Source organism: Vibrio sp. 10N.222.52.B7 (assembly GCF_041474275.1).
GTDB lineage: Bacteria > Pseudomonadota > Gammaproteobacteria > Enterobacterales > Vibrionaceae > Vibrio > Vibrio crassostreae_C.
Genome location: NZ_JBFRTU010000024.1, coordinates 34,986 through 58,030 on the forward strand (window position 1 = coordinate 34,986; position 23,045 = coordinate 58,030).

Genomic DNA, 23,045 nt, shown 5'->3' on the forward strand with positions numbered 1-23,045 from the left:
GGCCATAGTGGGTAGAATCGTAGCAATTGCCAACCAGAAGGGTGGCGTAGGAAAAACAACAACTTGCATTAATTTAGCAGCATCAATGGCGGCAACAAAACGCAAGATATTGGTTGTTGACCTCGATCCTCAAGGTAATGCCACTATGGCGAGCGGTGTCGACAAGTATCAAGTTGAAGCAACAGCTTACGATTTGTTGGTTGAAGACACCCCATTTGATGAGGTGGTTTGCCGGAGTACATCTGGCAATTATGACCTCATCGCCGCGAACGGTGATGTTACTGCGGCAGAAATCAAGCTGATGGAAGTGTTTGCTCGTGAAGTTCGTTTAAAAAATGCACTCGAACCCATTCGCAATAACTATGATTTCATCTTTATTGATTGTCCGCCCTCATTAAACCTTCTTACAATCAACGCGATGGCTGCGGCCGACTCCGTATTGGTTCCTATGCAATGTGAATACTTTGCTTTGGAAGGTTTGACTGCATTGATGGATACCATCAGTAAGCTAGCGGCTGTTGTAAACGAGAACCTGAAGATCGAAGGTCTTCTGCGTACTATGTACGATCCTCGCAACCGCTTATCGAACGAAGTATCTGATCAACTCAAAAAACACTTTGGTAGCAAAGTCTACCGAACTGTGATCCCTAGAAATGTGCGTCTGGCAGAAGCCCCGAGTCACGGCAAGCCAGCAATGTACTACGACAAATATTCCGCAGGAGCTAAGGCTTACCTTGCTCTTGCTGGCGAAATGTTGCGTCGTGAAGAAGTCCCAGTATAGGTCCAACCAAAGGAATTCGCTCAATGTCTAAGCGTGGTTTAGGAAAAGGGCTAGATGCATTGCTTGCAACTAGCTCATTGGCTCGTGAAAAACAGCAAGTTGCTTCTCATAGTCAGGCGTTGTCGGCTGATGGTGAGCTTATTGAACTGGCTGTTGGTTGCTTGAAGCCTGGTGTATATCAACCGCGTAAGGATATTGCGCCTGAAGCGCTAGAAGAGCTGGCAGCATCAATTCAATCTCAAGGCATTATCCAACCGATCGTAGTTCGCCCATTGGCGCACGACCAGTTCGAGATTATTGCTGGTGAACGTCGTTGGAGAGCGGCTCGTCAAGCTGGCCTTAAACAAGTGCCATGTTTGGTCAAGAGAGTCGAAGACAAAGCCGCTATCGCGATGGCGTTGATTGAGAATATTCAGCGTGAAGATCTGAATGTTATCGAAGAAGCACAAGCGCTAGAGCGACTACAGAACGAATTTGAGCTGACACACCAACAAGTCGCTGATGTAATCGGTAAATCGAGAGCTACGGTGAGTAACTTATTACGTCTAAATCAGCTCGAAAATGAAGTAAAAGGTTTAGTTTCCAATAAACAACTGGAAATGGGGCATGCTCGAGCACTGCTTGCGCTTGAAGGTGATACCCAGGTTGAAGCAGCAAACACTGCGGCAACCAAAAAAATGACCGTGCGTCAAACTGAGCAACTTGTCAAAAAGTGCTTAAAACCAGACGTTGAAGGTGAATCGAAGCCTGAAGACACAGAAGCTATCGAACTTTCACGAAGACTCACGGAAAAATTGCAAGCAAACGTTTCAGTTACTCGTTCTGTTAGCGGTAAGTCAAAAGTGACAATTACTCTTGATGAGCCTCACAAATTAGAGCAACTTATTGCTAAACTAGAGTACTAAATGAGATAATTGATTTAGGTCAATTATGTAATAAACAAGTAATTTCGTACAAAAGTTGTAGGTTTGTATGCAAAAATGTAAATGATTGCTGCATTGTTATTGCAATCAATTTGGCTGAACGTATAATTTTCGCCAATTTCTCAGCACGCTTTTAAGCGAGTAGTAAAGAAGGCTTAAAAGAGGAACGAATACATGGTAGCGGCGTTAGCAAGACCAGGACGAGTGCTTGCAAAGCAAATGTTATTGATCGAGCTTAGCGCGGTTATATTAGTGGCGATAGGGTTAGGTTTAGCTGTTAATCCTGATTGGGGTTTTGCTGCATTAATCGGTGGCGGTATTTTTGTCATCGCAAATGCAGTTTTTTGTGTGTGTGCTTTCCTATTTAGTGGAGCTCGCGCAACTAAGTTAGTTGCGGCGTCGTTCTATGCAGGCGAAGCGCTAAAAATCCTTATCACAGTTCTACTATTCTCTATTGTCTACATGTATATGCAGGTGGAATTAGTTCCCCTCAAACTGACCTATTTACTGGTTCTAGGTATTAATATCTTTGCGCCAGTGCTTTTCATTAACAATAAAAAATAGGATGAGTTATGGCTGCGCCAACAGCATCCGGATACATTGAGCACCACTTACAAAACCTTTCTTTAGCTAAGTTTGGTCTTGTAGAGGAGACAAGTTTCTGGAACGTACATATAGACAGTCTGTTTTTTTCGGTGTTGACAGGGATGTTATTCCTTTGGGTTTTTCGCTCAGTCGCTAAGAAAGCAACAGTAGGTGTACCTGGTAAGCTTCAGTGTTTTGTTGAAATGGTAGTTGAATTCGTTGATGGCAACGTTAAAGACACTTTCCATGGCCGCAACCCTCTGATTGCTCCATTAGCACTGACTATATTCTGCTGGATTATTTTAATGAACTTGATGGACTTAGTGCCTATCGATTTCTTACCATATCCTGCGGAGCATTGGCTAGGTATCCCTTATTTGAAAGTGGTTCCTTCAGCTGATGTTAATATAACCATGTCAATGGCCTTAGGTGTTTTTGCTCTGATGATCTACTACAGCATCAAAGTAAAAGGCTTAGGTGGATTCGCCAAAGAACTTGCTTTACATCCATTTAATCACCCAATCATGATCCCGTTTAACCTACTGATTGAAGTGGTATCGCTACTCGCGAAGCCTCTATCACTTGGTATGCGTCTATTCGGTAACATGTTCGCAGGTGAGGTTGTATTCATTCTTTGTGCGGCAATGCTACCGTGGTATTTACAATGGGTAGGCTCTCTACCTTGGGCTATCTTCCATATCTTGGTTATTTTGATTCAAGCATTTGTTTTCATGATGTTAACAATTGTTTATTTATCAATGGCCCATGAAGATGGCGATCACTAAAAATTTTTAAGTTTTATTCTAACTATTAATGTTAATCGGAGAACGTAAATGGAAACTGTACTAAGTTTTTCAGCAATCGCTGTTGCTATTATTGTTGGTCTTTGTGCCGTAGGTACTGCAATTGGTTTTGCTATTCTTGGTGGTAAATTCCTAGAAGGCGCTGCGCGTCAACCTGAAATGGCTCCAATGCTACAAGTTAAGATGTTCATCATCGCTGGTCTACTGGATGCTGTTCCAATGATCGGTATCGTAATCGCACTACTATTCACGTTTGCTAACCCATTTGTTGGTCAACTAGCAGGCTAATTAACTGTTAATTAGTTAATTAAATTTTTGTAGTTGATTCTTAACGAGGGGTAGCTGTTGTGAATATGAACGCAACTCTGTTAGGTCAAGCAATTGCTTTTTCTATGTTTGTTTGGTTCTGCATGAAATATGTATGGCCACCAATCATGCAAGCAATTGAAGAGCGTCAGAAAAAAATTGCTGACGGTCTAGTAGCCGCTGAACGCGCTGCTAAAAACTTGGATCTAGCACAAGCCAACGCTTCTGACCAATTGAAAGAAGCGAAGCGCACCGCAACTGAGGTTATTGAACAGGCAAATAAACGCAAGGCTCAAATTATTGATGAAGCTCGCGAAGAGGCTCAGGCAGAACGCCAGAAAATCTTAGCGCAAGCGGAAGCCGAAATTGAAGCTGAGCGCACACGTGCCCGTGATGACCTGCGCAAACAAGTCGCAACTCTGGCAATTGCTGGTGCTGAGAAAATCCTTGAGCGTACAATCGATAAAGATGTACACGATGATCTTCTTAACAACATTACTGCAAAACTTTAAAGCAAGGGGCTGTATATGTCTGATTTGACTACAATCGCACGCCCCTATGCTAAAGCAGCGTTTGACTTTGCGGTAGAGAAAGGTGAGCTAGACCAATGGGGTCAGATGCTTACTTTTGCTGCCGAAGTGGCACAAAATGATGATGTTCACAATTTCTTAAGCAGCTCTCAAACTGCTGAAAAATTAGCTGAAGTATTCATTGTAATTTGTGGCGAACAATTTGATGAATTCGGCCAGAACTTGATAAAAGTAATGGCAGAGAATGGCCGCTTAATGGCTTTTCCTGATGTTTGCAAAGAGTTCTTATTGCTCAAACAAGAGCACGAGAAAGAGATCGACGTTGAAGTCACTTCAGCGGTTGAACTTTCTAAAGAACAACGCGCAGAGATCAGCAGCAAATTGGAACAGCGCTTAGCGCGCAAAGTTCAGCTGAATTGCAGTATAGATGAGACTCTACTTAGTGGAGTTATTATTCGAGCCGGAGACCTAGTCATCGATAACTCAGCGCGCAGTCGTTTAGACCGCCTGAGCGATGCATTGCAGTCTTAATGGGGATTGGAGCATGCAACTTAATTCCACTGAAATTAGCGATCTAATTAAACAACGTATTGAATCTTTCGACGTTGTTAGTGAAGCTCGCAATGAAGGTACTATCGTTTCGGTAAGCGATGGCATCCTTAGCATTCACGGCCTAGCGGACGTGATGCAAGGTGAAATGATTGAACTACCGGGTGGCCGTTACGCGCTAGCACTTAACTTGAACCGTGATTCGGTTGGTGCTGTTGTAATGGGCCCATATGCTGACCTACAGGAAGGCATGAAAGTTACAGGTACGGGTCGTATTCTCGAAGTACCAGTAGGTCCTGAAATGCTTGGTCGTGTGGTAAACACGCTAGGTGAGCCAATTGATGGTAAAGGTTCTATTGATGCGAAATTGACTTCGCCTGTAGAAATTATCGCACCAGGTGTAATCGACCGTAAATCGGTAGATCAACCTGTTCAAACTGGTTACAAGTCAGTTGACTCAATGATCCCTATCGGTCGTGGTCAGCGTGAACTTATTATCGGTGACCGTCAGACTGGTAAAACAGCGATGGCGATCGATGCGATTATTAACCAAAAAAATTCTGGTATTTTCTCTATCTACGTTGCAATCGGCCAAAAAGCGTCGACTATCGCTAACGTAGTTCGCAAACTAGAAGAGCACGGCGCACTAGCAAACACTGTTGTTGTTGTTGCATCGGCTTCTGAATCTGCAGCGCTGCAATACCTTGCACCGTATGCTGGTTGTGCGATGGGTGAATACTTCCGTGATCGCGGTGAAGATGCACTGATTGTTTATGATGATCTATCTAAGCAAGCTGTCGCTTACCGTCAGATCTCACTACTGCTTAAGCGTCCACCAGGTCGTGAAGCGTTCCCTGGTGATGTTTTCTACCTTCACTCTCGTCTACTAGAGCGTGCTGCTCGTGTAAGCGAACACTACGTAGAAGAATTCACTAAAGGCGAAGTGAAAGGCAAGACGGGTTCTTTAACTGCTCTTCCTATCATCGAAACGCAAGCTGGTGACGTATCTGCATTCGTACCGACGAACGTAATCTCGATTACCGATGGTCAGATCTTCCTACAAACTGAGCTATTCAACGCGGGCGTACGTCCAGCTGTTGACCCTGGTATCTCAGTTTCTCGTGTAGGTGGTTCGGCGCAGACTAAAATCATCAAGAAGCTATCTGGCGGTATCCGTACTGCTCTAGCTCAATACCGTGAACTTGCAGCATTTGCTCAGTTCTCTTCGGATCTTGATGAAGCGACTAAGAAGCAGCTAGACCACGGTCAAAAAGTTACAGAACTGATGAAGCAGAAGCAATACGCTCCTATGTCTGTATTTGACCAATCTGTTGTCGTCTTCGCTGCAGAGCGTGGATACCTTCAAGATGTAGAGCTTTCTAAAGTTCTAGATTTTGAAGCCGCTTTACTGTCGTTTGCTCGTAGTCAATATGCAGATCTAGCGACACAGATCGACACAACGGGTGCTTACAACAATGATATCGAAGCTGAGCTGAAGAAGCTTGTTGACGATTTCAAAGCAACCCAGACCTGGTAATTGGTGGGTGACCTTAGGGTCACCTCATACCATTAACGGAGAGTAACGATGGCCGGCGCAAAAGAGATACGTAATAAAATCGGTAGTGTTAAAAGCACACAGAAGATTACGAAAGCAATGGAAATGGTAGCAGCTTCAAAAATGCGTCGTTCTCAAGACGCTATGGAAGCTACTCGTCCATATGCAGAAACAATGCGTAAAGTGATCGGTCATTTGGCTAAAGGCAGCCTTGAGTATAAGCATCCTTATCTTGAGGAGCGTGAAGCCAAACGTGTTGGTTACATCATCGTTTCTACAGACCGTGGTCTTTGTGGTGGTTTGAACATTAACTTGTTTAAGAAAGCCATGAATGACATGCAAGAGTGGTCTGGTAAAGGTGCTGATGTTGAGCTTGCAATTGTAGGTTCAAAAGCAACAGCATTTTTCAACAACAGCGGCGCGAAAGTAGCAGCTCAAGTTTCTGGCCTAGGCGATAGCCCAAGCCTTGAAGACTTAATCGGCTCTGTAAGCGTAATGCTGAAGAAATATGATGAAGGTGAATTGGATCGCCTGTACGTAGTGTTCAACAAGTTTGAAAACACTATGGTACAAGAACCAACGATCGATCAATTACTTCCTTTGCCTAAATCGGATAGCGAAGACATGCAGCGTGATCATGCTTGGGACTACATTTATGAGCCTGAGCCAAAACTACTACTAGATGCACTATTGGTTCGTTACGTCGAATCTCAAGTGTACCAAGGTGTAGTTGAGAACCTTGCTAGTGAGCAAGCGGCTCGAATGATTGCAATGAAAGCTGCAACAGATAACGCTAGTGACCTAATCGAAGATTTAGAACTTGTGTACAACAAGGCGCGTCAAGCGGCTATTACACAAGAACTTTCTGAAATCGTTTCAGGCGCGGCAGCGGTTTAATCGCTTATTCGGTTTAAAGCTTAGGTAAAACTAATTAGTTAGAGGATTAACGATGGCTACAGGTAAGATCGTACAGATCATCGGTGCGGTAGTCGACGTAGAGTTCCCACAGGGCGAAGTACCTCGTGTATACGATGCTCTGAATGTTAATGAAGTACAAGAACGTCTAGTTCTTGAAGTTCAGCAACAACTTGGCGGTGGCGTAGTTCGCGCAATCGTAATGGGTAGCTCTGATGGTTTACGTCGTGGTTTGACAGTTGAAAATACTGGCGCTCCAATCTCAGTACCAGTGGGTACTAAGACCTTAGGTCGTATCATGAACGTTCTTGGTGACGCGATTGATGAGTGTGGTGAAATCGGTGCTGAACAGCACTACGCAATTCACCGTGAAGCGCCAAGCTACGAAGAACAGTCTAACGAGACAGCTCTTCTAGAGACGGGTGTTAAAGTAATTGACTTGGTTTGTCCATTCGCTAAGGGTGGTAAAATCGGTCTATTCGGTGGTGCTGGTGTAGGTAAGACCGTCAACATGATGGAACTTATCAACAACATCGCACTTCAACACTCGGGTCTATCTGTATTTGCAGGTGTTGGTGAGCGTACTCGTGAAGGTAACGATTTCTACTTTGAGATGCAGGAAGCGGGTGTTGTAAACATCGAAAAACCTGAAGAATCAAAAGTAGCAATGGTTTACGGTCAGATGAACGAGCCACCAGGTAACCGTCTACGTGTTGCACTGACTGGTCTAACAATGGCAGAACGCTTCCGTGACGAAGGTCGTGACGTACTACTGTTCATTGATAACATTTACCGTTACACGCTTGCAGGTACTGAGGTATCAGCACTTCTAGGTCGTATGCCTTCTGCGGTAGGTTACCAACCTACACTTGCTGAAGAAATGGGTGTTCTACAAGAGCGTATCACGTCAACGAAAGCGGGTTCTATCACGTCTGTACAGGCGGTATACGTACCAGCGGATGACTTGACTGACCCGTCTCCAGCAACAACGTTCGCGCACTTGGATGCAACGGTTGTACTTAACCGTAACATCGCAGCAATGGGTCTATACCCAGCGATCGACCCGCTAGATTCTACTTCTCGCCAACTGGATCCATTGGTTGTTGGACAAGAGCACTACGACACAGCTCGTGGCGTTCAGTCTACACTTCAGCGCTATAAAGAGCTGAAAGATATCATTGCTATCCTAGGTATGGACGAGCTATCTGAAGAAGATAAGCAAGTAGTATCTCGTGCTCGTAAGATTGAGAAGTTCCTTACTCAGCCTTACCACGTAGCGGAAGTATTTACAGGTGACCCAGGCATTTACGTACCTCTTAAAGAGACTCTACGTGGCTTCCAAGGTCTACTATCTGGTGAATACGATGACATTCCAGAGCAAGCGTTCATGTACTGCGGTACTATCGACGATGCTATTGAGAATGCTAAGAAGCTATAAGGCTAACTAGGAGGCGATATGGCAGCAATAACCTTTCATCTAGACGTAGTGAGTGCAGAGAAAAAGCTTTTCTCTGGTCTTGTTGAGACGTTTCAGGTGACCGGTAGTGAGGGTGAACTTGGTATTTTCCATGGTCACTGTCCACTGCTGACCGCTATCAAGCCTGGCATGGTGCGTATTGTTAAGCAGCACGGCCACGAAGAAATCATTTATGTTTCTGGTGGTATGGTAGAAGTTCAGCCTGGTACAGCAACTGTACTGGCTGATACAGCTATCCGTGGTGAAGAGCTAGACGCAGCAAAGGCGGAAGAAGCTAAGCGCAAAGCTGTGGAGAATATCCAAAATCAGCATGGCGACATAGACTTCGCACAAGCGGCCGGTGAACTGGCTAAAGCCATTGCTCAGTTACGAGTGATCGAACTGACAAAACAGCGTCGTTAATCTTTTTAAGATTACAGACTCTGAGATAAAGGCGACCTAAGGGTCGCCTTTTTGCATTTTTAGATTCTCAAAAATGCTTCTTTTACGTATCACTACTGGTTAAATGGTTATTGCGATTTAATTTTTTGCCCAAAAACGGTTACAATATCAGCTTAATAAAAATAACGTTGGATAGGTTTACAATGAAGTTTAGCGCGGTAATTCTCGCGGCGGGCAAAGGCACTCGCATGTATTCAAACACACCAAAGGTTCTGCACACACTTGCGGGTAAGCCAATGGTGAAGCATGTTATCGATACATGTAATGGTCTAGGCGCTCAAAACATCAACCTGGTTTACGGCCACGGTGGTGATCAGATGAAGGCTACCTTAACTGAAGAATCTGTAAACTGGGCACTGCAAGCTGAACAGCTCGGCACAGGTCACGCTGTGGATCAAGCATCTGCACATTTCGCTGATGATGAAAAAGTATTGGTGCTCTACGGTGATGTTCCACTAATCTCACCTGAAACCATTGAAAACCTATTAGACGCTCAACCAAACGGTGGCATCGCGCTACTTACTGTCGTGTTAGACAACCCGATGGGCTACGGACGTATTATTCGTCGTAATGGCCCTGTTGTGGCTATCGTTGAACAGAAAGATGCAACGGATGAGCAGAAGCTTATCAAAGAGATCAATACCGGCGTTATGGTGGCGACTGGTGGCGATCTGAAGCGCTGGTTGTCAGGTCTAAGCAACGACAACGCACAGGGTGAATATTACCTGACTGACGTTATCGCTGCGGCTCACGACGAAGGTCGTGCAGTTGAAGCGGTACACCCAGTAAGCCCGATTGAAGTGGAAGGCGTAAACGACCGCTCCCAACTGGCTCGTCTAGAGCGCGCTTACCAAGCTGAGCAAGCCGATAAGCTATTGAAGCAAGGCGTAATGCTACGCGACCCAAGCCGCTTTGATCTGCGTGGTGAACTGCAGTGCGGTATGGACGTTGAGATTGATACTAACGTTATCATCGAAGGCAGTGTCAGCATTGGTGATAATGTGGTTATTGGTACGGGATGTGTACTGAAAGACTGTGAGATTGACGACAACACCATCGTTCGTCCATACAGCGTTATTGAAGGGGCAACGGTGGGGGAAGACTGTACCGTTGGTCCATTCACTCGCCTACGTCCGGGTGCCGATATGCGTAATAACTCGCACGTCGGTAACTTTGTTGAAGTGAAGAACACTCGCCTTGGCGAAGGCTCTAAAGCCAACCACCTGACTTATCTTGGGGATGCTGAAATTGGTCAGCGCGTAAACGTGGGGGCGGGTGCAATTACTTGTAATTATGATGGTGCGAATAAGTTTAAGACCATCATTGGCGACGACGTATTCGTTGGTTCAGACAGCCAATTAATCGCGCCTGTTACGATTGGTAATGGTGCTACCGTTGGAGCTGGCTCTACAGTGACGCGTGATGTGTTGGAAAATGAGCTGGTTATCAGCCGAGCTAAAGAGCGCAAGATCGCTGATTGGAAACGTCCGACTAAGAAGTAACCTTTCCGCCTCCAGCACTTAAAATTGGATTCCAATCAAAGCCAGTAACGTCAGTTGCTGGCTTTTTTGTCAGAATTTACTGACAGTGAAATAATAGATTTGCCAATTGTATTTTGTTGGAGGCTTGTTAGTATTCAGGTTACGGTTCGGTAAAGTTGGGTTAATACATCGTGATATTGGTTGAAAAGAAATGGCAAACATTGCCGATCATTATTTTGTCTTTTTCAATGTTAATAGGTCTCTATGGCTTTTATGTCACCTTGGAAAAGTTAGTGGTGGAGAATGAGCGCGATCATCTTGTCTCTTTGATGTCCGATGTTATCTATGAAATTCGTGAAGACAGTGAGTTATTTACGGCTGGCGTGGATGTTGATCACTACATTGGAGGGTTAACCCAAGCCAATACTCGCCTTCGAATTCAAGTGATCAATACCGATGGGGTAGTGATAGGGGATACGGACTTATCTGAGCATGCATTGGCGAGAGTGGAAAACCACGCTAACCGCCCCGAATTCCAACAAGCGCTTCAACAAGGTATTGGCAGTGATGTCCGTTTTAGTACCGTGACCTCCATCGACCGAATCTATTATTCAATGAAAGAGAGCGTTAACGGACAAGATTTCGTTGTCGTGATCTCCTCGCCAATGCATCAATTGAAACAGATGAACTTCCAATTAATGGGAATACTGGTGGGCATGGTCGTGCTGAGTTTAAGCTTCTTGATTGGCACCTCTTACGTGAGCAATCGCCAAATCGTTCAGCGAGTGGAAGAGGAGCAAAAGAAGCAAGATGAACGGATTCGCCAAAGAACCCATGAAATTGAGCTGATGCATCGCCTTGCGACTATGCTGGCCGCGTGCAGCAACATGGTTGAGGCGCAGCAGATCGTTTCAGATATCTTGCCGCGTATTCTTGGTCAGGTGAATGGCAGTGTCTCTCTGATGCGTGCCTCACGTAACCAGTTGGTTACCCAGCTTGATTGGGGAGAAACATGGCCAGGCAGTGTCAGCTTTGCTCCGGAAGAGTGCTGGTCGCTGCGCAAAGGGCGTGCTCATCTATCGAATAACGATTTTCATTCTCTTACTTGTGGTCACATGCATGAAATGGACAACAATCAAACCTTGTGTATTCCGCTGACGGCGCACGGCAATACCATTGGCATTATGCACCTCTATTTTGGTCAAGGTGATATCAAGATTGATCCGATTATCGAACAGTTGGCTTTTAGTGTTTCTGAACACTTGGGGCTCGCTTTAGCCAACCTCAGCTTGCAAGAGAAACTGCGTTCTCAAGCATTGAGCGATCCGCTGACTGGCTTATTCAACCGTCGTTTCTTCGAACAAAAACTGGAAGAGCACTCAATGAATTCGCCCACCAGCGAGCAGCCATTATCGCTATTGATGCTCGATTTGGATCACTTCAAACGCTTCAATGACAACTTTGGTCATGATGCAGGTGACTTCGTATTGAAAGAGATCAGCGCACTGCTCAAACAGAGTGTTAGCGAAGACGAGATTGCTTGCCGACTCGGTGGTGAGGAGTTAGCGGTACTGCTTCCACATTATTCAATGCAAGAAGCGACGGAGTTTGGTCAAACCTTGTGTGATGCGGTGCGTTCAATGCACCTTGAGCATAAAGGTCTGTCATTAGGTCAGTTGGGTGTTTCGATAGGTGTCGCCACGTATCCTAAGCCAGCGTCTGATACTGAATCTCTGGTTAAGATGGCCGATAATGCTTTGTACATGGCGAAAGATATGGGCCGTAGCCGAGTGGTTAACTATGATGAATACAGCCGTCATAAAGCGCCTGCGTTAGAAGTAGTCGATGGTGAAGTTGCTGCTAAATAAGTAGAAGTAAAATTTTGATATAAAAAAGAGCGAGTAATCTCGCTCTTTTTTGTTTTCGTTAACTTAGAAACTAGTCTTGTTTCTCGTCAGCGACTACTCGAGAGTTGTCAGGTGTCGCGAAGTGTTCAGAAAGCTCTTTGTTCGAAACAATATAGCCAACCCACAACGCACCCAAACAGATCACAACGGCAATACCCGTCGCGCTTAGTGCTTGGCTAGCCATTGCCGCGACCAATGCACTTGATAGGCCACTGATACTGATTTGCAGGCTGTTTTGTAGACCAGCAGCTGTTGCTGGGCTTTGTTTAGCGCTTGATAGAGCACGGTTTACTACGATTGGGTAAAGTGCGCCGTTTGCGACAGCAATCAAACAGAAAGGCGCAAGTAGAGGCCAGATTGACGTCAGTTCCCACTGTGATGCGATAAAGATAAGCATCGCCGCTACACTGAACAAACCGATAAGGTTTCTTAGTACAACGCCATCGCCATATTTCTTCACTGCTTGCTTACCGAAGTAACCACCCGCCATGAACGCGATTGTTTGTGGGATAAAGCTCAAACCGATGTCTTTTGCTTCATAACCTAGTTGAGCCATGATCTCTGGCATACCCGTTAGGTAAGCGAAGAACGCTGCAGATGCTGAAGCAAACATTAAGACATTACCCATGTAAGGCTTTGATTTAAGCAACATCTTGATGTCTGTCTTAATCGATGTCTGTTTTACTTCAGGCGCTTCTTTTGGTTGAGCCATTGTTGTCGCCACTAGCAGTGCACCCATCAAGGTTAATGTGATGAAGATGCTGTGCCAGCCAAAGCTATCCGCCAGTAACACACCTAGCTGAGGTGCTAATGCAGGAGATAGCGCAACCAAAGGCATGATGGTTGCAAAAATTTGTTGGCTACTGCTTTGTGAGTAACGCTTGATAACCATTGCTTGCCAGATTACCGCAGGAGCACATACGCCGATCGCTTGAATGAAGCGCAGTGTCAGTAGATGCCATACCTCGGTGCTGAATGCTAAGCCGAATGAAGCTGCAGTAAAGATAACAAGACCAACCGCCAGCGTATTACGGTGACCATACTTGTCACTCGCCAGACCCCAAAGAAGCTGACCCATTGCCATACCGCCAAGGAATACCGTTAAAGACAGGGCAATCTGCTCTGGGCCGGTTGCGAAATCAACTTCCATTGCCTTAAATGCAGGAAGGTACATATCGGTCGCAATAAAGCCAAGCATTGAAAGAACTGCAAGGTAGACCAATTGAAATTTAGAAATATTCATAAGATGCCATTAAGCTAAAGGTAATGATGTTTTTATCATCAAAAAAATTGTTTGATATACAGAAGTGAAAGCCCCTGTTTATTTATGCTGACATTCTATTTTTCAGACCTGATAAAATAAAACGCTAAAATATGTGGTTATCAATCAAAAAAATTGAAGGCTTATGTTCTCTAAATCCTCTTTAGAAATGCTCGATACGGTAGCGCGCTTGGGCAGTTTTACCGCGGCGGCTGAGCAGTTGCACAAAGTGCCCTCGGCGATCAGTTATGGTGTCAGACAGGTCGAACAAGAACTGGATGTGCTGCTTTTCAGGCGTTTACCGAGAAAGGTTGAGCTCACTCCGGCAGGTGAACTGTTCATTGAAGAGGCGCGTGCACTACTGAGGCAAATGGAAGAGGTCAGTGCCCAGACTCGTCGAGCAGCTCGAGGTTGGAAGAAAACCTTGCGTCTGACGCTCGATAATGTGGTGAAGCTCGACAAGATGAAGCCGATGATTGAAGAGTTCTATCAAACCTTTGAGTTTGCCGAACTTCAGATCAACATGGAGGTATTCAACGGCTCATGGGAAGCGATTGCACAGGGCAGGGCGGATATCGTGATTGGCGCCACCTCAGCTGTGCCAGTTGGTGGCGATTTTGAAGTCAAAGACATGGGGCAATTAGATTGGGCATTTGTAATGTCGCCAAGTCACCCGTGTGTGCGCGAACAGAACCTCAATGAAGAGTTCGTGAGCCAATATCCAGCCATCTGCTTGGATGATACCTCCAGTGTGCTCCCTAAGCGACACACAGGCCACTACTTAAGTCAAAGACGCCTGTTGTTACCCAATTGGTATAGCGCAATTGAATGCCTTAAAAATGGAGTAGGGGTGGGTTATATGCCGAGGCACATTGCCGCGCCAATTATCGAACAAGGCTTGCTGGTGGAAAAAATACTGCCTGAACCGAGTCCGCAGAGTCATTGTTGTTTGGTGTGGCGAAAAGACGATAACCATAAGTTGATCGAGTGGATGGTGAAATACCTAGGATCGAGTGAACAACTTCACCAAGATTGGTTGGATCATCGCAAGGCGGTCTAATGATCTTAGCGAGAAGATCCTTTTCAAGTTTGAGTTGAATCAGCACCAATAAAAAGAGCGAGTAAATACTCGCTCTTTTTGATTCGGTCGTTAACTCTTATGACAAGAAGAACTTGTAGGAAGGGTTATCGGTTTCATCTTTACACTGATAGCCAAGCTCTCGTAGATGTGTTGAGAACTGAGCTAAATCATCATCATCCAGTTCGAATCCACACAATACACGGCCGTAATCAGCGCCGTGGTTACGGTAGTTGAACAGACTGATATTCCAATGGGTACCTAAGGTATCAAGGAACTTAATCAATGCTCCTGGGTATTCAGGAAACTCGAAGCTGTATAGGCGCTCTTTCAATGGTTTTGATGGTTTGCCACCAATCATGTAACGAATGTGCAGTTTTGCCATCTCATCATCAGAGAGATCGACAACCGGGTAGCCGCCCTCACGTAAGTCATTGATGATGTGTTCGAGTTCTTCTTGACCACCTTGTAGGCGTACACCAACGAAGATATTCGCTAGGCTTTCGTCGTTGTGGCGGTAGTTAAACTCAGTTACCGCTCGACCACCAATAATATTACAGAACTCTAGGAATGCTCCTTGTCGCTCTGGAATCGTAACCGCAAGTAGACCTTCTCGCTTCTCACCTAGTTCACAACGTTCAGAGACATAACGCAGACCATGGAAGTTGGTATTAGCACCAGAAAGTACAGTTGCCAGTTGTTTGCCTTGCAGTTGGTTCTGCTCTGCAAACTTCTTTAAACCAGCCAGAGCAAGCGCACCAGAAGGCTCGGCAATCGCACGAGTGTCTTCAAAGATGTCTTTGACCGCAGAGCAGATCTCATCGCTAGACACGGCAATGTGACCATCGATGTACTGCTGACACAGACGGAATGTCTCTTCACCAATGCGCTTAACCGCAACGCCATCGGCAAACATGCTGACTTGATCCAGTACTACTGGCTCACCGGCATCCAGTGCTGCTTTCAAGCAAGATGAATCTTCAGGTTCAACCGCGATGACTTTTATTTCCGGCATCAATTGCTTAACTAGCACGGCAACACCCGCAGCCAAACCACCACCACCGACAGGCACAAAGATGTAATCCATGTGACCATTTTGCTGAAGCATTTCCATACCCATGGTGCCCTGTCCGGCGATCACCAATGGGTGATCGAATGGAGGCACAAAGGTGTAGCCATGTTCAGCGGAAAGGCGTTCTGCTTCAGCTTTAGCTTCATCAAAGTTGCTGCCGTGTAGAACTACGTTACCGCCAAAGCCACGTACCGCATCAACCTTGATGTCTGGTGTGGTTTTTGGCATCACAATCGTGGTTTGAATACCAAGCTTAGAACCGGACAGCGCCATACCTTGAGCATGGTTACCTGCCGATGCTGCAATCACACCTGCGGCTTTCTGTTGCTCTGAAAGGCTTGATACCATGTTGTAGGCACCACGTAGCTTGAACGAGTGGACCGGCTGACGGTCTTCACGCTTTAGCTGAACCTGATTACCAATGCGAGCACTTAAGCGAGGCATCTCTTGCAGAGGTGTCACGATTGCGGCTTCGTAAACTGGCGCTCTCAGGATCTGACGCAGATAATCTGCGCCAGTTTGTTTTTGGGGACTGACCGTGTCATCACTCATAGACTAGCCCTCTAGCTTAGACTTATCACGCACGGCGCCTTTGTCGGCACTGGTCGCCATGCTTGCGTAAGCTTTCAGTGCGAAAGACACTTCACGCTGACGGTTTTCTGGTTTCCAGCCTAGTGCGTCTTGCTTAACACGACGCGCTTCTAGTTCAGCTTCAGGCACATCAAGTGTGATCGAACGGCTAGGGATGTCGATAGTGATGATATCGCCAGTGTTTACTAGACCAATCACACCGCCACTTGCTGCTTCTGGAGAAGCGTGACCGATAGACAGACCCGATGTACCACCCGAGAAACGACCATCTGTTAATAGAGCACAAGACTTGCCTAGACCCATAGATTTTAGGTAAGTGGTTGGGTAAAGCATTTCTTGCATGCCCGGACCACCTTTAGGACCTTCGTAACGAATAACAACCACTTCGCCCGCTTTCACTTTGCCACCTAAGATGCCATCAACAGCACTATCTTGGCTTTCAAATACGATAGCAGGACCTTGGAATTTCAGGTTCTCTTCATCAACACCTGCTGTCTTAACGATACAACCGTCAACGGCGATGTTGCCTGAAAGTACGGCTAGGCCACCTTCTTGGCTGAATGCATTCTCTTTAGTACGGATACAACCTTCTTTACGGTCGTCATCAAGACGATCCCAACGGCAATCTTGTGAGAAGGCTTTGGTGGTACGAATACCTGCTGGGCCCGCGCGGAAGAACTTAAGTACCGCTTCGTCTTCTGTCTGCATGATGTCGTATTGAGCTAGCTGCTCTTGCATGCTTAGGCCAAGTACAGTGCGAGTTTGGTTGTTCAGTAGGCCTGCGCGGTCTAGTTCACCTAGGATAGCCATAACACCACCAGCGCGGTGAACGTCTTCCATGTGGTATTTAGGTGTTGAAGGCGCAACCTTACATAGGTGTGGAACGCGGCGAGACATCTCGTCGATATCACCCATATCAAAGTCGACTTCACCTTCTTGAGCTGCTGCCAATAGGTGAAGAACGGTGTTACTCGAGCCACCCATTGCGATATCTAGAGCCATTGCATTTTCAAAGGCTGCGCGGTTCGCGATGTTACGAGGCAGTGCTGATGCGTCATCTTGCTCGTAGTAACGCTTAGTCAGGTCAACGATACGCTTACCAGCATTGATGAATAGCTCTTCACGGTCAGCGTGGGTTGCTAGCATAGAACCGTTACCAGGCTGAGATAGGCCTAGCGCTTCAGTTAGACAGTTCATTGAGTTAGCCGTGAACATACCTGAACAAGAACCACATGTCGGACACGCAGAACGTTCTACTTGCTCACTTTGCTCATCAGAAATCGTTGGATCGGCACCTTGAATCATTGCATCAACAAGGTCTAACTTGATGATTTGATCGGAAAGCTTGGTTTTACCTGCTTCCATTGGGCCGCCTGATACAAAGATCACTGGGATGTTAAGGCGCATTGCAGCCATCATCATTCCCGGAGTGATTTTGTCACAGTTAGAGATACATACCATCGCATCCGCACAGTGCGCATTCACCATGTATTCTACTGAGTCTGCGATAAGCTCACGTGATGGCAGTGAGTACAGCATGCCACCGTGACCCATTGCGATACCATCATCAACTGCGATGGTGTTGAATTCTTTAGCGATACCGCCCGCTTTCTCGATTTCACCTGCTACCAATTGACCCATATCTTTAAGGTGAACGTGGCCTGGTACAAATTGAGTGAAAGAGTTTACAACCGCGATGATTGGCTTACCGAAGTCATCATCTTTAACACCAGTTGCACGCCATAAAGCGCGCGCACCAGCCATGTTGCGTCCGTGGGTAGTCGTTGCTGAACGATAGATTGGCATTGCTTAAATCCTTATAAAATATTTGGCTGTTGCTTACTTAGTTGTTTGCGTTTGGTTTTCTGAAGTTTGGTCTGCTGGGTAAACGTAGTCTAACCAGCCCCACTTATCTTCAGTGGTTCCATTGAATAGACCAAAGTAAGCCGCTTGAACTTTTTCAGTGATAGGACCGCGTTTGCCTTCACCTACTGTAATTTTGTCTACGCTACGAACCGGAACGATTTCCGCCGCTGTGCCTGTCATGAATACTTCATCAGCAAGGTATAGCGCTTCACGAGCAATGTTCTCTTCACGGATCTCATAACCCATGTCTTTTGCTAGTGTCATGATCGAATCACGCGTGATACCCGGCAGAATCGCACTGGTCGCTGGTGGTGTGGATAGCACGCCGTTACGTACCACAAAGATGTTCTCACCAGCCCCTTCAGAAAGGTAACCATCAACACTCAGTGCGATGCCTTCATCGTAACCATGACGGCGAGCTTCGCCACCAACTAATAGTGAAGATAGGTAGTTACCACCGGCTTTTGCTGCGGTTGGGATCGTGTTTGGAGCGGCACGGTTCCAGCTAGAAATCATTGCATCAACGCCGTTTTCTAGTGCTTCTTCGCCTAGGTAAGCCCCCCAAGGGAAAGCAGCGATGATCAGTTCCATCTCAGTATTTTCTGGCGGGCAGACACCCAAACCAACGTTACCTACGAAACCTAGAGGGCGGATGTACGCTGACTCTAGCTTATTTTGGCGTAGCGTTTCGCGAGTCGCTTCCATAATTTCTTCCTCAGTGTAAGGAATAGGGAAGCGATAGATTTTTGCTGAGTCTTTTAGGCGCTTAGCATGTTCAGGGTGACGGAAGATAACCGGCCCTTTTGGTGTGTTGTAACAACGAACACCTTCAAACACAGAAGTACCGTAGTGCATTGCGTGAGTCAGGACGTGAACGTTCGCCTCTGCCCAAGGAACCATCTCACCGTTAAACCAAATATAGTCTGCCGTTTTAGCTGTCATGTTTGTGGTTCCTTATGCGTTTATCTTTTGTTGTAAGTTGTTGTTTGGCAATTCATTACGACTGATAGAGATAACGTCAACGGTACGCACATCCCACAGCTTTTCGATTTGATTGACTAAGAAAGAGATCGGACGGTCACTGTCTACAATGATCTCAACACTCGCCACTTTGCTTTCGTGGTTTTGAGTGCCCGCTACTTGCTTAACAATAAAGCCACGGTGGCGGATAACACGAAGAACACGCTCTAGTAGTACAGGCTTATCATCGGCTTTGATGTCTAATAGGTATCTTTTCATGTTATGTGTTCTCCAACATCTCACTGTTTGAAGCACCTGGCGGTACTAGTGGCCATACGTTTTCTTCTTCATCGATAAGAACATGAAGTAGGTAAGCGGTTTTGCTCTCTAGCATCTCTTTCAATGCTGGTTCTACTTCTTCTTTACGAGTGATGGTTTTGCCCGGGATATCGAACGCTTTCGCGAGCATCACGAAATCAGGGTTGTCATCTAAGATAGTTTCACTGTGGCGGCCATCAAAGAACAGCGATTGCCATTGGCGAACCATACCCAAACGAGAGTTATTAAGCAGTACCATCTTCACTGGGATCTGACGACGCTTCAATGTGCCAAGCTCTTGAATGTTCATCATGAACGAGCCGTCACCAGAGATTAGAATAGATTGGTCATCAGGACGCCCAACCGAAGCACCCATTGCAGCTGGCAAGCCAAAGCCCATGGTGCCTAAACCGGCAGAGGTAATGAAGTTCTGTGGATCGCGAGGCTGAATGTGCTGAGCTGCCCACATTTGGTGTTGGCCCACATCAGTCGATACGATAGAGCTTGCTGGCATCATGTCTGACAGTTGCTTCAACAGCAGTGGAGCAAAAATCAGATCACCAGGGTGGTCGTAACGCCATTTGAATGAGCTACGAAGACCTTCAGAGTGATGAACCCAAGAGGAGATGTCTTGGCTTAGCTCTAGTTGAGGCATGATCTTGTTGATGTCACCGCGAATTGGCGCATTGGCAAGACGCAGTTTGCTGAACTCAGCGGCATCGATATCGATATGGATAACCTTAGCATGCGGCGCAAAGGTATCGAGTTTGCCAGTTACTCGGTCATCAAAACGAGCACCGACAACAATCAACAGGTCACTCTCTTGAACCACAAGGTTAGCGGCTTTAGTGCCGTGCATACCCAGCATGCCAAGGTAGTGTGGGTCGTCACGTTCGATAGTGCCCAAGCCTTTCAGTGTGCTTACTGCTGGCATTGGGTTTAGGCGTAAAAACTCACGAACCGCATCGGTTGCTTTAGCAAGTTGAACACCACCACCTACGTATAAAACAGGACGGGTCGCTTGAGACAAAAAGTACTGTGCCTGTTCAATGGCATCAGTTGTCGCAACAGGAATTGCGGGTGGAGTAAATTCAGGAAGAGCGTTAACAGGTGCTTCTGCTAGTTGAACGTCTTTAGCGATATCGACGATAACCGGGCCAGGGCGGCCAGACTTTGCTACCACAAACGCTTCAGCGAGGGTTGGAGCTAGCTCTTCAATATCAGTTACTAGGTAGCTGTGTTTAGTACATGACAGAGACATACCAATCACATCCATTTCTTGGAATGCATCGGTACCAATGTGGGAACTTGCAACCTGACCTGTGATAGCAACCAATGGGATTGAATCCATAAAGGCATCAGCAAGGCCAGTGACTAGGTTGGTTGCACCTGGTCCCGAGGTTGCCATACAAACAGCGACATCTTGTGTTGCTCTAGCCATGCCGATCGCGGCCATAGCGGCGCCTTGCTCATGGCGACATAGGATATGTTCAACCCCGCCGTCATAGAGTGCATCGTAGATTGGCATGATGGCACCACCGGGGTAACCAAATACGGTCTCAATTCCTTGTTGCTTGAGTGCGGATACGACTAGTTCTGCGCCTTTCATCGGAATTCTCCCGTATTACCTTTATTTTGGTAACTGTTTCCTTTGTCTCTGCACATCTTGTGCTCCCATTCTTCCTGTAAATCGGCAAAGCCGAAAATGCTCAAAAATATAAAAATCGAATGTTTAAATTAGAAAAAACCCCCGGACTTGTCAGTGCGGGGGTTTTTTCTAATTCGTGGTTACTTTCTTCCCACTCGCCCCCGCGCTGTCTTAATAATGACTACGATAATCAGGTTAATCAGTGCGTAAATGCGAGCGTTAAAAATCATAATATTCGAGTTTTCTCGTTTATTGTCTTCAGTAAATGTCTACATCTCTAGTGTTATCACACAAATCTGCCGCATGACAAGGGAAATGTCATTCTTTTTTCACATTAAAATACCATTCCACCAAGCTATATAACAACCTTATCGCTTTGGTGAGCAACGAATATCCAGAGCGAATACTTTTAAATCAAAGACAAAGGAAAGTTATGGGACTCGCGATAATTCATAGCCGAGCTAGTGTGGGTGTAGAGGCGCCAGAAGTGACCGTTGAGGTGCATATAAGCAACGGAATGCCTGGCTTCACGCTGGTGGGTCTACCTGAAACAACGGTCAAGGAATCTAAAGATCGAGTGAGAAGCGCGATCATCAATTCTCGCTTTGAGTTTCCATCGAAAAGAATCACGGTTAATCTCGCCCCAGCCGATTTGCCCAAAGAAGGTGGCCGTTTTGACCTGCCCATCGCGCTTGGGATTTTGGTGGCGTCAGATCAGCTTCCGACATCAAAAATAGCTCAACATGAATTTATCGGTGAGTTGGCATTGTCAGGAGAACTTCGCTCGGTAAAGGGCGTTTTGCCTGCGACGTTAGCCGCCGACAGTGTAGAGCGATGCTTAGTTGTCCCACATCATAACGGTGATCAGGCTGCGTTGGTGGGCAAGGGAGCGCATAAATCTGCACAAACCTTGTTGGAGGTTTGTGCTGACATGTGTGGACAGGCTCAGCTTGGGCTATATAGAACGGAACATCATCAGGCTGATGTTTCAGTGCTTCGCGACCTACAAGATATTATCGGCCAACAACAAGGCAAGCGAGCTCTAGAGATAGCCGCTGCTGGGAATCATAACTTATTGTTTCTTGGCCCACCCGGAACCGGAAAAACTATGCTCGCTTCTCGACTGCGTGACCTATTACCTGAAATGAGTGATGACGAAGCGATGGAAACCGCGTCGGTGGCCTCGTTAACGCAACAAGAAATCAATCAATACAACTGGAAGCAACGACCTTTTCGCTCTCCTCACCATTCCAGTTCAATGGCGGCATTAGTGGGTGGTGGTTCGGTGCCTCGCCCCGGAGAGATCTCTTTAGCGCATAACGGCTTATTGTTCTTAGATGAGATGCCGGAGTTTGAGCGCAAGGTGCTTGATTCATTACGAGAGCCACTAGAGTCGGGCGAGATCATTATCTCCCGTGCTGCGGGCAAGACTCGTTTTCCTGCGCGTTTTCAATTGGTCGGTGCACTTAACCCAAGTCCAACGGGTTATTACGAAGGTAACCAGGCGCGCGCCAACCCACAGATCATCCTGCGTTACCTCAATCGCTTATCTGGGCCCTTGCTGGATAGGTTCGATATGTCATTGGAGATACCTCTGTTGCCAAAAGGAATGTTGGCCGAAGGCGGTGATCGCGGTGAAACCACTCAAGTAGTTAAGCAAAGGGTTAGGCAGGCGCGCGAGTTAATGCTATCTCGCAACCATAAATCGAATGCACTGTTAGGTAGCCGAGAAATTGAGAAGTATTGCCCACTGCGACGCGAAGATGCGGAGTTTCTTGAGACAGCACTCCATCGATTGGGGCTGTCGATTCGTGCCTATCACCGAATCATTAAGGTAGCGCGAACCATTGCTGACCTTGACGGTAACGAGCAGATAGAAAAGAAACACCTATCGGAAGCGCTGGGCTATCGAGCGATGGACCGATTGTTGAAGCAACTCACGGCTCAAGCTGTGTAGTAGTAAATAGAAAGCCTGCTTGTGTGAAGTGACCCCGTAAA

The 23,045-nt window shown here is 46.4% G+C and carries 21 protein-coding genes; 15 read left to right on the forward strand and 6 right to left on the reverse strand.

The window, feature by feature from the left end; genetic code table 11:
* Positions 1-7 precede the first annotated feature (7 nt).
* The 13 genes from AB4512_RS09530 (at position 8) to AB4512_RS09590 (ending at position 12,214) form a co-directional block, all read left to right on the forward strand.
* The gene (locus tag AB4512_RS09530; RefSeq protein ID WP_029235097.1) at positions 8-781 is read left to right on the forward strand and encodes a ParA family protein; all 774 of its coding nucleotides are present in this window, start codon (positions 8-10) and stop codon (positions 779-781) included.
* Between the two features lie 23 nt (positions 782-804).
* Entirely contained in the window at positions 805-1,686 is an 882-nt protein-coding gene (locus tag AB4512_RS09535; RefSeq protein WP_017058799.1) for a ParB/RepB/Spo0J family partition protein, read from the forward strand.
* 192 nt (positions 1,687-1,878) lie between these two features.
* Complete coding sequence (locus AB4512_RS09540) at positions 1,879-2,268, forward strand: F0F1 ATP synthase subunit I (protein ID WP_017058798.1); 390 nt, start codon at positions 1,879-1,881, stop codon at positions 2,266-2,268.
* An 8-nt stretch (positions 2,269-2,276) separates the two neighbouring features.
* Positions 2,277-3,074, forward strand: coding sequence for a F0F1 ATP synthase subunit A (gene atpB, locus AB4512_RS09545; protein ID WP_017058797.1), 798 nt, complete (start codon positions 2,277-2,279; stop codon positions 3,072-3,074).
* 48 nt (positions 3,075-3,122) lie between these two features.
* The gene (gene atpE, locus AB4512_RS09550; protein ID WP_004411110.1) at positions 3,123-3,380 is read left to right on the forward strand and encodes a F0F1 ATP synthase subunit C; all 258 of its coding nucleotides are present in this window, start codon (positions 3,123-3,125) and stop codon (positions 3,378-3,380) included.
* 59 nt (positions 3,381-3,439) lie between these two features.
* Entirely contained in the window at positions 3,440-3,910 is a 471-nt protein-coding gene (atpF, locus tag AB4512_RS09555; protein WP_032545592.1) for a F0F1 ATP synthase subunit B, read from the forward strand.
* 15 nt (positions 3,911-3,925) lie between these two features.
* Positions 3,926-4,459, forward strand: coding sequence for a F0F1 ATP synthase subunit delta (gene atpH / locus AB4512_RS09560; RefSeq protein WP_017058795.1), 534 nt, complete (start codon positions 3,926-3,928; stop codon positions 4,457-4,459).
* A 13-nt stretch (positions 4,460-4,472) separates the two neighbouring features.
* Complete coding sequence (gene atpA / locus AB4512_RS09565; protein ID WP_372117522.1) at positions 4,473-6,014, forward strand: F0F1 ATP synthase subunit alpha; 1,542 nt, start codon at positions 4,473-4,475, stop codon at positions 6,012-6,014.
* A gap of 48 nt (positions 6,015-6,062) precedes the next feature.
* Positions 6,063-6,929 carry a F0F1 ATP synthase subunit gamma gene (atpG, locus tag AB4512_RS09570; RefSeq protein ID WP_372174830.1) on the forward strand — a complete coding sequence of 289 codons (867 nt, stop codon included), beginning with the start codon at positions 6,063-6,065 and terminating at the stop codon, positions 6,927-6,929.
* Positions 6,930-6,981: 52 nt separating this feature from the next.
* On the forward strand, positions 6,982-8,385 hold the full coding sequence (gene atpD / locus AB4512_RS09575) for a F0F1 ATP synthase subunit beta (RefSeq protein ID WP_017071781.1): 1,404 nt from the start codon (positions 6,982-6,984) through the stop codon (positions 8,383-8,385).
* A gap of 18 nt (positions 8,386-8,403) precedes the next feature.
* Positions 8,404-8,826: a F0F1 ATP synthase subunit epsilon gene (locus tag AB4512_RS09580; protein ID WP_017069564.1), complete on the forward strand. Its 423-nt coding sequence runs from the start codon at positions 8,404-8,406 to the stop codon at positions 8,824-8,826.
* 182 nt (positions 8,827-9,008) lie between these two features.
* The gene (glmU, locus tag AB4512_RS09585) at positions 9,009-10,367 is read left to right on the forward strand and encodes a bifunctional UDP-N-acetylglucosamine diphosphorylase/glucosamine-1-phosphate N-acetyltransferase GlmU (protein ID WP_372174832.1); all 1,359 of its coding nucleotides are present in this window, start codon (positions 9,009-9,011) and stop codon (positions 10,365-10,367) included.
* Positions 10,368-10,594: 227 nt separating this feature from the next.
* A complete protein-coding gene (locus AB4512_RS09590; RefSeq protein ID WP_372174834.1) occupies positions 10,595-12,214 on the forward strand; it encodes a diguanylate cyclase in 1,620 nt (539 codons plus the stop codon).
* 70 nt (positions 12,215-12,284) lie between these two features.
* Here the strand turns inward: AB4512_RS09590 and punC are convergent, their stop codons facing one another.
* The gene (gene punC / locus AB4512_RS09595; RefSeq protein ID WP_017063021.1) at positions 12,285-13,496 is read right to left on the reverse strand and encodes a purine nucleoside transporter PunC; all 1,212 of its coding nucleotides are present in this window, start codon (positions 13,494-13,496) and stop codon (positions 12,285-12,287) included.
* Positions 13,497-13,659: 163 nt separating this feature from the next.
* Between punC and punR the strand changes: the two genes are divergently transcribed.
* The gene (punR, locus tag AB4512_RS09600) at positions 13,660-14,574 is read left to right on the forward strand and encodes a DNA-binding transcriptional activator PunR (protein WP_372174836.1); all 915 of its coding nucleotides are present in this window, start codon (positions 13,660-13,662) and stop codon (positions 14,572-14,574) included.
* A gap of 97 nt (positions 14,575-14,671) precedes the next feature.
* On the opposite strand, the gene ilvA is transcribed toward punR, so the two are convergent.
* Genes ilvA through ilvG form a run of 5 tightly spaced genes read right to left on the reverse strand, consistent with a single transcriptional unit; the run spans position 14,672 to position 21,008 of the window.
* Complete coding sequence (ilvA, locus tag AB4512_RS09605; RefSeq protein ID WP_102429012.1) at positions 14,672-16,216, reverse strand: threonine ammonia-lyase, biosynthetic; 1,545 nt, start codon at positions 16,214-16,216, stop codon at positions 14,672-14,674.
* A 3-nt stretch (positions 16,217-16,219) separates the two neighbouring features.
* Positions 16,220-18,061: a dihydroxy-acid dehydratase gene (gene ilvD, locus AB4512_RS09610; RefSeq protein ID WP_065584155.1), complete on the reverse strand. Its 1,842-nt coding sequence runs from the start codon at positions 18,059-18,061 to the stop codon at positions 16,220-16,222.
* 33 nt (positions 18,062-18,094) lie between these two features.
* Positions 18,095-19,063 (reverse strand): branched-chain amino acid transaminase, encoded by a 969-nt coding sequence (locus AB4512_RS09615; RefSeq protein ID WP_017071777.1) that lies wholly within the window; start codon positions 19,061-19,063, stop codon positions 18,095-18,097.
* 12 nt (positions 19,064-19,075) lie between these two features.
* The gene (ilvM, locus tag AB4512_RS09620; protein ID WP_017055442.1) at positions 19,076-19,360 is read right to left on the reverse strand and encodes an acetolactate synthase 2 small subunit; all 285 of its coding nucleotides are present in this window, start codon (positions 19,358-19,360) and stop codon (positions 19,076-19,078) included.
* A gap of 1 nt (position 19,361) precedes the next feature.
* A complete protein-coding gene (gene ilvG, locus AB4512_RS09625) occupies positions 19,362-21,008 on the reverse strand; it encodes an acetolactate synthase 2 catalytic subunit (protein ID WP_102321080.1) in 1,647 nt (548 codons plus the stop codon).
* Positions 21,009-21,480: 472 nt separating this feature from the next.
* On the opposite strand from ilvG, the gene AB4512_RS09630 reads away from it, so the two are divergent.
* Complete coding sequence (locus AB4512_RS09630) at positions 21,481-23,004, forward strand: YifB family Mg chelatase-like AAA ATPase (protein WP_017058783.1); 1,524 nt, start codon at positions 21,481-21,483, stop codon at positions 23,002-23,004.
* Positions 23,005-23,045: the final 41 nt, after the last annotated feature.

Excerpts from the sequence above, each read along its gene's own strand:
- AB4512_RS09535 (WP_017058799.1), top strand. The coding sequence starts at position 805 with ATGTCTAAGCGTGGTTTAGGAAAAGGGCTAGATGCATTGCTTGCAACT.
- AB4512_RS09540 (WP_017058798.1), top strand. The coding sequence starts at position 1,879 with ATGGTAGCGGCGTTAGCAAGACCAGGACGAGTGCTTGCAAAGCAAATG.
- atpB (WP_017058797.1), top strand. The coding sequence starts at position 2,277 with ATGGCTGCGCCAACAGCATCCGGATACATTGAGCACCACTTACAAAAC.
- atpE (WP_004411110.1), top strand. The coding sequence starts at position 3,123 with ATGGAAACTGTACTAAGTTTTTCAGCAATCGCTGTTGCTATTATTGTT.
- atpH (WP_017058795.1), top strand. The coding sequence starts at position 3,926 with ATGTCTGATTTGACTACAATCGCACGCCCCTATGCTAAAGCAGCGTTT.
- atpA (WP_372117522.1), top strand. The coding sequence starts at position 4,473 with ATGCAACTTAATTCCACTGAAATTAGCGATCTAATTAAACAACGTATT.
- atpG (WP_372174830.1), top strand. The coding sequence starts at position 6,063 with ATGGCCGGCGCAAAAGAGATACGTAATAAAATCGGTAGTGTTAAAAGC.
- atpD (WP_017071781.1), top strand. The coding sequence starts at position 6,982 with ATGGCTACAGGTAAGATCGTACAGATCATCGGTGCGGTAGTCGACGTA.
- AB4512_RS09580 (WP_017069564.1), top strand. The coding sequence starts at position 8,404 with ATGGCAGCAATAACCTTTCATCTAGACGTAGTGAGTGCAGAGAAAAAG.
- glmU (WP_372174832.1), top strand. The coding sequence starts at position 9,009 with ATGAAGTTTAGCGCGGTAATTCTCGCGGCGGGCAAAGGCACTCGCATG.
- AB4512_RS09590 (WP_372174834.1), top strand. The coding sequence starts at position 10,595 with ATGTTAATAGGTCTCTATGGCTTTTATGTCACCTTGGAAAAGTTAGTG.
- punC (WP_017063021.1), bottom strand. The coding sequence starts at position 13,496 with ATGAATATTTCTAAATTTCAATTGGTCTACCTTGCAGTTCTTTCAATG.
- punR (WP_372174836.1), top strand. The coding sequence starts at position 13,660 with ATGTTCTCTAAATCCTCTTTAGAAATGCTCGATACGGTAGCGCGCTTG.
- ilvA (WP_102429012.1), bottom strand. The coding sequence starts at position 16,216 with ATGAGTGATGACACGGTCAGTCCCCAAAAACAAACTGGCGCAGATTAT.
- ilvD (WP_065584155.1), bottom strand. The coding sequence starts at position 18,061 with ATGCCAATCTATCGTTCAGCAACGACTACCCACGGACGCAACATGGCT.
- AB4512_RS09615 (WP_017071777.1), bottom strand. The coding sequence starts at position 19,063 with ATGACAGCTAAAACGGCAGACTATATTTGGTTTAACGGTGAGATGGTT.
- ilvM (WP_017055442.1), bottom strand. The coding sequence starts at position 19,360 with ATGAAAAGATACCTATTAGACATCAAAGCCGATGATAAGCCTGTACTA.
- ilvG (WP_102321080.1), bottom strand. The coding sequence starts at position 21,008 with ATGAAAGGCGCAGAACTAGTCGTATCCGCACTCAAGCAACAAGGAATT.
- AB4512_RS09630 (WP_017058783.1), top strand. The coding sequence starts at position 21,481 with ATGGGACTCGCGATAATTCATAGCCGAGCTAGTGTGGGTGTAGAGGCG.